Annotated in this window: 14 protein-coding genes; 8 read left to right on the top strand and 6 right to left on the bottom strand. The window is 37.0% G+C overall.

What is annotated here, in order from left to right:
* The first annotated feature begins 29 nt into the window (after window positions 1–29).
* The 3 genes from rpmI (at window position 30) to UtA1_RS13035 (ending at window position 1,003) form a co-directional block, all read left to right on the top strand.
* Complete coding sequence (gene rpmI / locus UtA1_RS13045) at window positions 30–230, top strand: 50S ribosomal protein L35 (RefSeq protein WP_096551475.1); 201 nt, start codon at window positions 30–32, stop codon at window positions 228–230.
* Window positions 231–283: 53 nt separating this feature from the next.
* Window positions 284–643, top strand: coding sequence for a 50S ribosomal protein L20 (rplT, locus tag UtA1_RS13040; protein ID WP_016837149.1), 360 nt, complete (start codon window positions 284–286; stop codon window positions 641–643).
* Between the two features lie 90 nt (window positions 644–733).
* Window positions 734–1,003: a DUF1294 domain-containing protein gene (locus UtA1_RS13035; RefSeq protein WP_016837150.1), complete on the top strand. Its 270-nt coding sequence runs from the start codon at window positions 734–736 to the stop codon at window positions 1,001–1,003.
* A gap of 187 nt (window positions 1,004–1,190) precedes the next feature.
* Here UtA1_RS13035 and UtA1_RS13030 read toward each other — a convergent pair whose 3' ends face one another.
* The gene (locus UtA1_RS13030) at window positions 1,191–1,574 is read right to left on the bottom strand and encodes a hypothetical protein (RefSeq protein WP_016837151.1); all 384 of its coding nucleotides are present in this window, start codon (window positions 1,572–1,574) and stop codon (window positions 1,191–1,193) included.
* A 92-nt stretch (window positions 1,575–1,666) separates the two neighbouring features.
* Here UtA1_RS13030 and UtA1_RS13025 point away from each other — a divergent pair, with 92 nt between their 5' ends.
* The 3 genes from UtA1_RS13025 to argF all read left to right on the top strand — a co-directional run bounded on the left by UtA1_RS13025 (window position 1,667) and on the right by argF (window position 4,502).
* Window positions 1,667–2,149 (top strand): dUTP diphosphatase, encoded by a 483-nt coding sequence (locus tag UtA1_RS13025; RefSeq protein WP_096551473.1) that lies wholly within the window; start codon window positions 1,667–1,669, stop codon window positions 2,147–2,149.
* A gap of 11 nt (window positions 2,150–2,160) precedes the next feature.
* Complete coding sequence (locus tag UtA1_RS13020) at window positions 2,161–3,249, top strand: M42 family metallopeptidase (RefSeq protein ID WP_026018973.1); 1,089 nt, start codon at window positions 2,161–2,163, stop codon at window positions 3,247–3,249.
* A 287-nt stretch (window positions 3,250–3,536) separates the two neighbouring features.
* Entirely contained in the window at window positions 3,537–4,502 is a 966-nt protein-coding gene (gene argF, locus UtA1_RS13015) for an ornithine carbamoyltransferase (protein ID WP_096551471.1), read from the top strand.
* Between the two features lie 641 nt (window positions 4,503–5,143).
* On the opposite strand, the gene UtA1_RS13010 is transcribed toward argF, so the two are convergent.
* The gene (locus UtA1_RS13010; protein ID WP_096551467.1) at window positions 5,144–6,256 is read right to left on the bottom strand and encodes an S-layer homology domain-containing protein; all 1,113 of its coding nucleotides are present in this window, start codon (window positions 6,254–6,256) and stop codon (window positions 5,144–5,146) included.
* Window positions 6,257–6,454: 198 nt separating this feature from the next.
* On the opposite strand from UtA1_RS13010, the gene UtA1_RS13005 reads away from it, so the two are divergent.
* Window positions 6,455–6,877, top strand: coding sequence for a MarR family winged helix-turn-helix transcriptional regulator (locus tag UtA1_RS13005; RefSeq protein WP_232019845.1), 423 nt, complete (start codon window positions 6,455–6,457; stop codon window positions 6,875–6,877).
* A 32-nt stretch (window positions 6,878–6,909) separates the two neighbouring features.
* On the opposite strand, the gene sspI is transcribed toward UtA1_RS13005, so the two are convergent.
* The 4 genes from sspI to nadB all read right to left on the bottom strand — a co-directional run bounded on the left by sspI (window position 6,910) and on the right by nadB (window position 10,744).
* Window positions 6,910–7,119 carry a small acid-soluble spore protein SspI gene (gene sspI / locus UtA1_RS13000; RefSeq protein WP_016837164.1) on the bottom strand — a complete coding sequence of 70 codons (210 nt, stop codon included), beginning with the start codon at window positions 7,117–7,119 and terminating at the stop codon, window positions 6,910–6,912.
* 130 nt (window positions 7,120–7,249) lie between these two features.
* Window positions 7,250–8,353 (bottom strand): quinolinate synthase NadA, encoded by a 1,104-nt coding sequence (gene nadA / locus UtA1_RS12995; protein ID WP_096551465.1) that lies wholly within the window; start codon window positions 8,351–8,353, stop codon window positions 7,250–7,252.
* Window positions 8,353–9,198 carry a carboxylating nicotinate-nucleotide diphosphorylase gene (nadC, locus tag UtA1_RS12990; protein ID WP_096551463.1) on the bottom strand — a complete coding sequence of 282 codons (846 nt, stop codon included), beginning with the start codon at window positions 9,196–9,198 and terminating at the stop codon, window positions 8,353–8,355. The genes nadA and nadC overlap by 1 nt, the downstream gene beginning before the upstream one ends.
* Entirely contained in the window at window positions 9,155–10,744 is a 1,590-nt protein-coding gene (gene nadB, locus UtA1_RS12985) for an L-aspartate oxidase (RefSeq protein ID WP_096551461.1), read from the bottom strand. The genes nadC and nadB overlap by 44 nt, the downstream gene beginning before the upstream one ends.
* Window positions 10,745–10,880: 136 nt before the next feature.
* Here nadB and UtA1_RS12980 point away from each other — a divergent pair, with 136 nt between their 5' ends.
* Complete coding sequence (locus UtA1_RS12980) at window positions 10,881–11,993, top strand: cysteine desulfurase family protein (RefSeq protein ID WP_096551459.1); 1,113 nt, start codon at window positions 10,881–10,883, stop codon at window positions 11,991–11,993.
* The last annotated feature ends 18 nt before the right edge of the window (window positions 11,994–12,011 follow it).

Raw genomic sequence — 12,011 nt, 5'->3', positions numbered from 1 at the left:
TTACGAAATAAGGTTTAGGAGGAAATACTATGCCAAAAATGAAAACTCATCGTGGCGCTGCTAAGCGTTTCAAAAGAACGGGTACAGGTAAATTTAAATTTGACCGTGCTTACGGTAGCCACTTAGCTGCAAATAAAACGACAAAACAAAAACGTCAACTGCGTAAAGCTAAAGTGATGACTGCAGGTGACTACCAACGCATTAAAACTTTACTTGCGTACAAAAAATAATTGAACGTTATATAAAAATTTAATTTTCGAGAGAATAGCAGGAGGTAATTAATATGCCACGCGTAAAAGGTGGAACAGTAACGCGCAAACGTCGTAAAAAAGTATTAAAATTAGCTAAAGGTTATTTCGGTTCAAAACACACTTTATATAGAACAGCAAATCAAGCGGTAATGAAATCTGGTTTATACGCATACCGTGACCGCCGTCAGAAAAAACGCGATTTCCGCAAATTATGGATTACTCGTATCAACGCAGCTGCTCGTCAAAACGGCCTTTCTTACAGCCGTTTAATGTACGGTTTAAAACAAGCTGGTATCGAAGTAAACCGCAAAATGTTAGCTGACTTGGCAGTAAACGATGCACAAGCGTTTGCTCAACTTGCTGAAGAAGCGAAAAAAGCAATTGCGAAATAAGAAATTGACTCATTTTTTCACGAATTTAAACAACAACTTTAAAGGCTGGTAGGACATCCTATCAGTCTTTTTCTTTTAGGAGAAGCGCATATGAATGAAATTCTTATTGTTTACATGATGATTCTATCAGCGATTTGTTTTACATTGATGGGGATTGATAAATCAAAAGCGAGAAAAAAGAAGTGGCGTATTTCAGAAAGAACATTATTGTTCGTTGCAATCATCGGAGGTGCCTGTGGTGGGCTAATCGGGATGTATCTATTCCGCCATAAAACGAAACACTCAGTATTTGCATTTGGATTGCCATTTTTGTCTGCAATACAGATTATATTAATCATGTATATAAATCGTTCATTCTAATTTGATGGAGTATGTTGTGATGATCCACTTCGCTCTTTAAAGAATTAAACGGCTTAAGCCCATAAAGATTTAGGGCTCAAGCCGCTTATTTTTCAAATGATTCACTCAACAGAGAGTTTACTAATATTATTTGGACAAGCCCCCTGTCCATCAACGAACAATTAAAACATTATTTAGAGGATGATTATTATTCTTCTTTCATCAATTTTTCAATAGGATTTTTCCAATTGATTTTCGCTTTAGGATAATTCATTAAAATTTCCTTCTCTAAAAATTTGAAATCATCTTTCGTCATACCGTGAAGTTTCATTGGATCATGCACCCAGACGAAAATCGAAACAACTTCAAAGGCATCTTCGGTTGTCCCTAAATATTTTTCACCTTCAAATAATGCCCCTTTATAAGAAATAAAGAAGTTTTTTCGTACATTTTTTACATCGTCATAAAAATAATATTGCCCCTTTTCATAGGCTTCATCTAATTTCCTTTTTGGATCTGTTAAGTAGCGAACAGCTTTATAAAATAAATAGATAATGAGGACAATAACTATAATGCGCAAAAGAAAACCCATAAAAGTTCCCCCTTGTATAAAAGGTATCATATCCTATACGATTAGGATAGATATATAGTTTCATTTTTTATAGAAAATGAGGGATAAAATTAATGGAATTTAAAGAACTTTTTAATATGCAAGCACAACTGGATTCATTTATTCAAAAAAATCAGCAAATCAACCGTGATGTGTTTTTAGAAAAAGGATTGGCGCTAACAATTGAACTAGCAGAGTTAGCAAATGAAACTCGCTGTTTTAAATTTTGGAGCACGAAAGGACCTTCTGAACGAGAAGTGATATTAGAGGAATTTGTAGATTCTATTCATTTTCTGCTCTCATTAGGAAATGAGAAAGGCTATCGATTAGATGCTTGGCCGGAAATTAAGAAAAAGGAAAACTTAACGACGTGGTTTTTACAAACACAAGATGTAATATTATCATTTATTCATAATCCGACAGAGGATAATTACTTGCAAGTGTGGAAATATTATGGAGTGCTTGCCTATAATTTAGGTTTCACATTGGATGATATTATCCAAGCATACATTGCTAAAAACGAGAAAAATTACGAGCGGCAACGCAATGGATATTAAGGAGGATATTCATAATGAATTTGGATCAAACTCTGCAAATGTTGAAAGATTTGACTGATGCAAACGGCATCCCAGGAAATGAAAAAGCGCCGAGAGCAGTAATGAAAAAATATATCGAACCGTTTGCTGATAAGATTGAGTATGACAATTTAGGAAGCTTAATTGCTGAAAAATGTGGCGATGAAAAAGGCCCAAAAATTATGATTGCCGGTCACCTAGATGAAGTCGGCTTCATGGTGTCTCAAATTGATGAAAAGGGGTTTATTAAATTTCAAACTGTAGGCGGCTGGTGGGCTCATGTTATGCTTTCTCAGCGGGTAACGATTACAACTCGTTCAGGAGAAGAAATCATTGGCGTAATCGGTTCAAAACCGCCACATATCCTGCCTCAAGAACAAAGAAAGAAAACTGTAGATATAAAAGACATGTTTATCGATGTTGGTGCATCTTCAAAAGAGGAAGCGGAAAGCTGGGGAATACGACCTGGTGACATGATTACCCCTTATTTTGAATTCAATGTGATGAAAAACGAAAAATTGTTACTCGCAAAAGCTTGGGATAACCGAATTGGCTGTGCCATTGCCATCGAAGTGTTGAAACGATTACAAAATGAAAAACATCCAAATATCGTGTATGGTGTCGGCAATGTACAAGAAGAAGTAGGTTTAAGAGGTGCGAAAACGTCCACGTTTAAAATCCAACCGGATATTGGCTTTGCAGTAGATGTTGGAATTGCTGGTGATACGCCGGGGATTACTGCAAAAGAATCGACATCGAAGCTAGGAGCAGGGCCGCAAATCGTTATTTACGATGCTTCGATGGTATCGCATAAAGGATTACGGGATTTTGTAATAGATGTTGCAGAAGAGAACAAGATTCCATATCAATTTGAAACGATGCCTGGTGGTGGAACGGATGGCGGTTCTATTCATTTAACTGGAAGTGGCGTACCAACCCTTTCCATTGGCGTTGCTACTCGTTATATTCATTCCCATGCATCCATTTTGCATCGGGATGATTTTGAAAATGCAGTAAAATTAATGGTCGAAATTGTAAAGCGGCTTGATTGGGATGCGGTGAATAAAATTAAATTTGATTGAGAGGATTAAACATCCTCTCTTTTTTATTGGCATTTAGAACGCTTGAAGTTATCTTTATGCATAACATGTACTATTATGAATAGAATGGAATGGATGTCGTTTTAATTTTTGCGCATAAATATTAATTAAAATCAAAAATAAACCAGTTTCGTTGAATTTTTATTCGTTTTGATTGAATATACCTTCGGTTGATAAAAAGATTAAAATATAATAAAAATACACTTGATTTAATAAATATGCAATTGTATAATGAATACAACCAAACGTTAAAGGAGCGGTAAGAATCAATGAAACTGTTGGAAGAAGTGCAGCTAAAGCCCGTTTCTAGTTTAAAGGGCAAAGATTTATTAACGCTGCTTGATTATACAAGTGAAGAAGTGCAAGAACTAATTAGTCTTGCAATAAAAATGAAAAAGGTAACGAAAAACGGAAGATGTCCAAAACTATTAGATGGAAAAATAATCGGAATGATTTTTGAGAAGAATTCAACTCGTACTCGTATTTCCTTTGAAGTAGGAATGCATCAATTGGGTGGAAAAGCGATTTTCTTAAATGCAAGAGATATGCAACTTGGTCGTGGTGAACCAATTTCTGATACTGGCCTTGTGCTTTCAGGGTATTTAGATGGCATTATGATACGTGCAAATTCCCACAAGATGGTAGAGGAGTTAGCTGAATACTCTACAATTCCTGTGATTAATGGATTAACGGATCTTTATCATCCATGTCAAGCATTGGCCGATATTGAAACAATCGTTGAAAATAAAGGAAAATTAAAAGGTTTAAAAACAGCTTATGTTGGCGATGGAAATAATGTTGCCCATTCGCTGGTAGTTGCAGCTGCCCATGTTGGAATGGATATTGTGGTTGCAACTCCAAAAGGGTATGAGCCAGATGAAATCATCATGAAGAAGGCTCAAGCGATTGCAGAGAAAAATGGCAGCACGGTTGTCGTAACAAATGATCCAATTGAAGCTGTGAAAGATGCAGATGTAATCTATACAGATGTATGGACTAGTATGGGGCAGGAAGAGGAAGCGGTTCAGAGATTAATAGACTTTAAAGGTTATCAAATCAATGAGGAACTTGTTGCTCATGCAAAACCTGACTTTATGTTCTTACATTGTTTGCCAGCTCATCGCGAAGAAGAAGTGGCAACATCAGTGATCGATGGACCAAATTCATACGTCTTCGAGCAAGCAGAAAACCGATTACATGCACAAAAAGCAGTATTGTTATCTCTTTTAGCATAATGAAAATAGAAGAGAATATGCATAGCTCTGCCCCGAAAGCGCAAGCGGCAGGGGCAAGCAGAAAACCGACTCCATGCCCAAAAAGCAGTGCTATTATCTCTATTAGCATAAAAAGAACAGAAGAAAATATGTTGTAGCTCTGCCCCGAAAGCGCAAGCGGCAGGGGCAAGCAGAAAACCGATTACACGCACAAAAAGCAGTATTGTTATCTCTTTTAGCATAATGAAAATAGAAGAGAATATGCTATAGCTCTGCCCCGAAAGCGCAAGCGGCAGGGGCAAGCAGAAAACCGATTACATGCATAAAAAGCAGTATTGTTATCTCTTTTAGCATAATGAAAATAGAAGAGAATATGCATAGCTCTGCCCCGAAAGCGCAAGCGGCAGGGGCAAGCAGAAAACCGACTCCATGCCCAAAAAGCAGTGCTATTATCTCTATTAGCATAAAAAGAACAGAAGAAAATATGTTGTAGCTCTGCCCCGAAAGCGCAAGCGGCAGGGGAAACTTTTATCTCTACTACTATGCAGATTAACATGTTTTCACTCGATGTGGATTTCTAGGTGGAATGAAGCATCGGTATAAATAAAAGATACAAGGCAATCCAGGAGGCGCTGGATTGCCTTTTTACATGAAGGAATATTTTATTTAGAAGACCGTTTCTTTAAATCAATTAATTGATAAACAATCGCATTTGTTTGCAAATCTTTCGTACAAATGTGGCCTAATTCTTTCGAATAATAATATTGGTAACCATCGGAACTAACAATTTCCATTACAGGATGAAAGGTTCCAGCAGGTGTTGTGATTTTTTCCGACATGCTGGTTACGACATACGTTACTGGTTGATACTCATCCTTAAATGAATAAGACCAACTCGTTCCACGTTTTACTGGATACGGAATATGAAAATCTGTGATAATTTCTTCATTTTCTAAGTAACCAGTAAAAGTGAAGCCTTTTTTATCGATGCGATTTACATAATGGATGTATTGATTGTTTTCGTCGGAAACTTGCCACCAATCCCCTAGTTCGTCAGATGAAAGATACGAAAAATATTCTCGAGCGGTATAGCCCTCATTTAATTCATATATGTACTGGTACTGTTTATTGTACCCAAATCCACTTGAAACAGGAATAAAATCAGGTTCAATAATCCGAGACATAAAAGTGGAAAAGTGAGCGCGAGTAAGAGGTTGAGAAGGCTTAAAAGTGCCATCTTCGAATCCCGTTGTAATGTTATTTGCAGCTAATATTTTGATTGCTTGATAGAATGTATGGTTTTTGGAAACATCTTTAAACTCTTGGTTTGTTGTACCTTTTAAATGAAATGCATTAACTAATACTTGAGCCATTTCACCGCGCGTAATGGGTTCAAAGGGTCTAAAAGTATCTCCTTTTGGAAAAATTCCTTCATCCACGACTGCTGCGATGGCCTTATAAGTAACTTCATCGATTTTTCCTAAATCTTGAAATCCTGGAGCTGGTCGATTCTCTACATTAAGATTTAATGCTCTTGTAATCATTAATGCAACTTGGGAATTTGTAACATTGTTAGAAGGTTTAAAGGTTTGATCTTGATAACCTTTAATAATTCCTGAATCCGCAAGAAATTCAATTTCGAATATTGACGGATGGCTTTCAGGAACATCTTTAAAAGTAGCAGCATCTCCATGATTTACTTTTACGCAAAAAATTAACATACAAATGATAAAACTACTCCATAGCCATTGTTTCCAATTGTAATGTACTCCCACTTCACTTTCCCTCCTTCAATACTAGTTTGGATAAACTTATGAAATAATGATATTTTTACTAATTCTCATACTAGTATAAACGCTCTCTTTTTTTTGGTAAATGACGAATTAGACCTATTCAGGTATGATAGTAGTATTTACAGTTGAATAATAAATTCATTATTGATATAGTTGCTAGTCTACAAAGGGGTGAGATGATTGAATGATCATAAGGGAGAATTGTTGTTTGATTTAATTAAAGGGAAATGGATGGTATTGAAAAAAATAAAGAAAGGAAAATGGCAAGATATTAGTGATATTTACATAACAAATTCAGAATTTGCTATTTTATCAATAGTTTATAAGGATAAGCCATTGATTTCTCATGTAGCGAAACAAGTTCATTTTACAAGGCAAGCAACCCATAAATTTATCAAACAATTAGAGCAAAAAGGTTTGGTGGAAACGAATAAAGCGAATTTGAGAGATAAATATATTGAACTGACACCTTCGGGAGAAGCTTGCTATGAAAAATATATCGCTTTAAAAAAAGAATTGGAGAATATCATTGCAGAACATATAGGGGAAGAACAACTAAAAAGCTTGAAGGAAATTTTAAAAATGGAATGGGGGTTATATTAAATAAGGGCATGGAGAATCCATTCTCCAGCCCTCTAATTTTGAAATGCTTTTGACAATGTTTCGGTAAACTTTGCATGCTCTTCTTCAGTAGAAGTTTGCCACCACTTTTCTAAAAAGACGCCGAGTCCTGGAAGTAGGTGCTCATCTCCCCGAGCGATTGCATCTTGAATTGTTTCCTGAAAATCTTGTGGGTTGTCTCCTTTAACATTTGCTGTAATGGCTTCTCTTATTTGAAAGTTCATACCATTCGCCTCCTCGAGTAGTAGTTTGTTACCACTCGATGAAATTATGCGTCATTTTCAATAACTCCTTGGAGAAACTTTTTTGGAGTAAAGTTCTTCTTAGCGCAACTTGCGTAATGTATATGTGATTTTATGCTAATTGAAGCATACGGTTTAATGACAACAATGCTTCTTCAGTTGTTTCTCGGTCCACTTTAATGACATTTCCTTGTTCACCATTTTCAATCATTTCAAGCGCCCAAAGGAAATGTGGCAAATCGATACGGTTCATTGTTAGGCAAGGGCACATATTTTCATTGAGTGAGATGATGTGCTTGTCGGGATGCTCAGCAATAATTCGTTTCACTAAGTTCATTTCTGTTCCGATTGCCCAACTCGATCCAGCAGGAGCATTTTTGATGGTTTCTACGATATATTTAGTAGAACCTGAAAGGTCTGCTGCTTGTACTACTTCAAAAGAACATTCTGGATGAACAATGACTGTCATTTCAGGATAGTTTTCTCGAACTTCTTGAACATTCTCCACTGTAAATCCTTGATGAACAGAACAATAACCATCCCATAAAATCACTTTTATGTCTTGGACATTGCCTTCATACTTGAATTCTCCAGAAATCGGATTCCATACAGCCATTTGTTCTAAAGAGATTCCTAATTCGTAGGCTGTATTTCTTCCTAAATGTTGGTCTGGTAAGAAAAAGATTCGCTCTTTTTGCGTAAACGCCCACTCCACCATTTTTTTGGCGTTGGATGAAGTGACACAAGCACCGCCATTCCGCCCGGTGAATGCTTTTATCGCAGCAGTTGAGTTGACATATGTTAATGGGATAATTGTATCGCCGAAAAGGGCTGTTAACTTCTCCCATGCTTCTTCCGTTTGATAAATATTTGCCATATCCGCCATTGAACAGCCTGCTCGCATATCGGGTAAGTAAACAATTTGCTCATCGGTTGTTAACATATCAGCTGTTTCAGCCATGAAGTGCACACCGCAAAATACAATATGTTTAGCTTGTTTATTTTTAGCAGCTACTTGCGCCAGTTGCAAAGAGTCGCCTATTGCATCAGCAAATTGGATTACTTCATCTTTTTGATAATGATGTGCAGGGATAAATAATTGATCACCTAATTTTTCCTTTATTTCACGAACTCTCTTTTCCATTTCATCACGAGACAAGCGACGATATTTTTCAGGCATCATACCTTGAGTTGGAAGTGTGCAAATTGTTGACATTATTCAACATCCTTTCTTTTTACTAATGCACTAATATCTAAAGCGTTAACCGAATGGGTAAGGGAGCCAAGGGAAATCCATTCTACGCCAGATTCTGCGTACTTTCGCAAATTGTCTAACGTAATGCCCCCAGAAGCTTCCGTTGTTATATGTTCTGGAACAAACGGCAACCATTGTTTAATTTCTTCAGGAGTTCGATTATCAAACATGATAATATCCGCACCAGCTTCAATTGCTTCTAACAATTGTTCTTTCGTTTCAATTTCCACTTCGATTTTTACCGTATGACCAATTTTTGATTTAGCTAATTGTACGGCCTTTGAAATGCTTCCAGCGAAAGCAATGTGATTGTCTTTTAACATAATGCAATCGTATAAGCCGCTTCGGTGGTTATAGGCACCGCCTGTCCGCACAGCGTATTTATCGAGCATTCTTAGACCTGGCATCGTTTTTCTGGTATCACATATTTTTGCATTTGTTCCTTTAGTTAATTCAACAGCTTTTCTTGCGTTCGTTGCGATGCCACTCATCCGTTGAATTAAATTTAAAATGACCCGTTCTCCGCTAAGCAAACTTTGTAAAGAACCCTCTATGATAGCGATTTGATCCCCCTTATGAAGTTCATCCCCATCTTCTTTCAGCAAGGTGATGTTAAGGAAAGGGTCGAGCAACTTAAATCCGGTTTCGATTATCGTAGCTCCACAAAAGATCCCGTCCTCCTTTGCATAAAAAGTAAAAGATCCTTGAGCTATACGGGAAAAGATGGTTTCGCTTGATAAGTCACCGTCTCCGATATCTTCATTAAAAAACTGTTTCAACATTTCTTGTAATTTGATTTTGTTCATAAATTCCGTCCCTCACATGTAATTTTCCTCGTTTGAAGATAATCCACTTATTTTGCCAATCCTCATTAATTGATGGAAAGTCATTACGAATATGGGAGCCACGAGATTCTTCTCTAGTAAATGCTCCTTGAACAATTAAAGAGGCGGTAATATGCATAAATAACTGTTCAATCGTTCGTCTGTCTAATGCATCAAAATTGACATTTGCAAATTCCTCATAGGCAGGCAACTGTTCAATTAAATCCGTTAACGCTTTTTTTTCTCTTACGATGCCAGCCTTTAGGAACATTTCTTTTTGTAAGACACTAGGTTGCATTAATTTTGGGATGTTGGACGATTTATTGTCAATTTTTCGAATCGTATAGTTGTTTTGACGGCTGCCGTTATTTAGCAAATGTTCTGCCATCAATTTTCCAAAGGTAATACATTCTAACAATGAATTGCTGGCTAGTCGATTTGCTCCATGGACACCCGTACAAGCGGCTTCACCAATGGCAAGAAGTCTTGGGATATTAGTCCGGCCGTAAACGTCGCTGACGATGCCTCCCATAAGAAAGTGGCTTCCCGGTGCAATGGGTATGCGCTGATTCGATAAATCAATCCCTATCACTTTGCAAATATTAGTAATCGTAGGAAACTTTTCTTCAAAGTACTCGATGTTCGAAATGTCGATATAAACTTCATGGCCATTTGTACGATGTTTATACATTTCGTAAGCGGTAATATGTCTTGGAGCTAAATCCGCAAGTGGATGAACTCTTTCCATAATTCGATTTCCATTTTCATCAACAAAATAACCGCCTGCTCCTCGAACTGCTTCAGAAACAAGTCCATGCGTTTTTCCATCCAAATAAATTAAGCTTGGATGGAATTGAATAAATTCCATATCAGCGATTTCGGCTCCTGCAAGGTAAGAAAGGGCAATCCCATCACCAAAGCTATCGGAACAATTTGAAGTATATTCATACAATGCTCCTACACCGCCAGTTGCAACAATCACGTATGAGGCTAAGTACGTAATATGATCTTCAAAAGATTTCGTTTTTACACCGATACATTCTCCATCATCATTAATGAGTAGTTCATAAGCCAACTCATATTCGTGAATTATGACGTTTTCAGGCAAAGAATCTACCAAAAAGTTTACTAGAGCTTTGCCCGTTGCATCGCCGCCAGAATGGATGATTCTTGGTTTGCTATGTGCTCCTTCAAGTCCAAGCAAAATCGAGCCATCAGGTGCACAATCAATAGGAAAATGATCGTTAATTAGTTGTTGAACAGTTTGTTTTCCTTCTTTTACAAGTTTTATTACATTTTCCACATCATGATGATGAAGGCCAGCAACAAATGTATCTTCTATGTGAAATCGGATGTTGTCTTCACTGCTTGTGACTGCAGCAATTCCTCCTTGTGCTTTGTATGAACTACCGTTTTTTATGTGATTTTTTGTGACAATGTGTACATCATACTTTTTTGCAAGGAGTTTTGCTGTTTGAAGAGCACTAATACCACTTCCTATAATGACAATGTCTGTGTTGATGATCATAGCATTACCTTCTTTACAGTTGTCTTGACACATATATTTACATAAAATAAATGATAAAACAAGCATTTTCATTCATAATTTCCGTTATGTAAAGTATGCTAAGAGTCCATAATTTTTGTAGAAATGGGGAATATCAATGATTTATCTAGATTATGCTGCGACAACCCCGATGATGGATGTAAGTATTGAGGCTTACAGTCTTGCTGCAAAAAGCGTATATGGTAATACATCCAGTTTGCATGATGCAGGTGGACAAGCAGCCTTTTTGTTAGAAAACGCAAGAGATGTTGTGGCAAATAAATTAGGCGTTAATCGGGACGGCATCATATTTACTGGAAGTGGTACAGAAGGGAATATCCTTGCAATAATATCTTTAGCCCGTGCAGGAAAAGGGAAACATATCATCACGTCAAGCGCAGAACACACGAGTGTACATGCAGCTATAAATACTCTAGAAAGAGAAGGTTATGAAATTACAAAACTACCGTTAACAAAACGAGGTATAGTTGATGTAAGCATGTTAGAACAATCGATTCGCCCAGATACTGTTCTCATTACAATCCAACATGTCAACTCAGAAATTGGTTCTATTCAACCGGTGAAAGAAATTGCCGAAGTTGCACAAAAATACAATATTTCATATCATGTAGATTGTGTTCAGTCCTTCTGTAAATTAGATGTAACGGAATTTTCAAAATTTGTTGATGGCATCACAGTATCCGCCCATAAAATTGGTGGACCAAAAGGCTGTGGTGCGGTATATTTAAATCCACGCAGAAGAATATTGCCACTTTTTCCAGGTGTGGCTCATGAAAGGGGCTTAAGAGGCGGTACTGTCGATACCCCAGCGGTTTTTGCTTTTGCCAAAAGCGTAGAGCATTACCAGTATGACTTCAATAAATTTTGGAGTTTGCGAAACCAATTAAAAGAATCAATAAAAGATACAAACTGCTATTTTATTGAAGCAGACGAAGCTCATCAACTCCCAAGCATATGTGGCTTATGTATGAAGGGGGCGGAAGGGCAATACGTGATGTTGCGATTAAATGAAGAAGGAATTTGCATTTCAACCGGAAGTGCTTGCGATATTAACAGTGCATCAGGAACAAAGGCGATACTTGCGATGGGGCATAGCTTATCGGAAGCACGTACATTTTTTCGAATCTCTTTTGGAATGGATACAACAGAAGAACATATTCATAGACTTAGTAAAGCATTAGTAAATTTAGATCAAGATGTAAAAAAATAAATAAAGGCGGTTTATCAA

This window comes from Ureibacillus thermosphaericus, from assembly GCF_002370195.2.
Classification (GTDB): domain Bacteria; phylum Bacillota; class Bacilli; order Bacillales_A; family Planococcaceae; genus Ureibacillus; species Ureibacillus thermosphaericus.
Note: the sequence above shows the minus strand (reverse complement) of the source record. Positions and strands in the feature narration are given on the sequence as shown.

Coding starts and splice junctions, on each gene's coding strand:
- argF (WP_096551471.1), top strand. CDS start 3,537: ATGAAACTGTTGGAAGAAGTGCAGCTAAAGCCCGTTTCTAGTTTAAAG.
- sspI (WP_016837164.1), bottom strand. CDS start 7,119: ATGAACTTTCAAATAAGAGAAGCCATTACAGCAAATGTTAAAGGAGAC.
- UtA1_RS12980 (WP_096551459.1), top strand. CDS start 10,881: ATGATTTATCTAGATTATGCTGCGACAACCCCGATGATGGATGTAAGT.
- UtA1_RS13035 (WP_016837150.1), top strand. CDS start 734: ATGAATGAAATTCTTATTGTTTACATGATGATTCTATCAGCGATTTGT.
- rplT (WP_016837149.1), top strand. CDS start 284: ATGCCACGCGTAAAAGGTGGAACAGTAACGCGCAAACGTCGTAAAAAA.
- nadC (WP_096551463.1), bottom strand. CDS start 9,198: ATGAACAAAATCAAATTACAAGAAATGTTGAAACAGTTTTTTAATGAA.
- nadA (WP_096551465.1), bottom strand. CDS start 8,353: ATGTCAACAATTTGCACACTTCCAACTCAAGGTATGATGCCTGAAAAA.
- UtA1_RS13025 (WP_096551473.1), top strand. CDS start 1,667: ATGGAATTTAAAGAACTTTTTAATATGCAAGCACAACTGGATTCATTT.
- rpmI (WP_096551475.1), top strand. CDS start 30: ATGCCAAAAATGAAAACTCATCGTGGCGCTGCTAAGCGTTTCAAAAGA.
- UtA1_RS13030 (WP_016837151.1), bottom strand. CDS start 1,574: ATGGGTTTTCTTTTGCGCATTATAGTTATTGTCCTCATTATCTATTTA.
- nadB (WP_096551461.1), bottom strand. CDS start 10,744: ATGATCATCAACACAGACATTGTCATTATAGGAAGTGGTATTAGTGCT.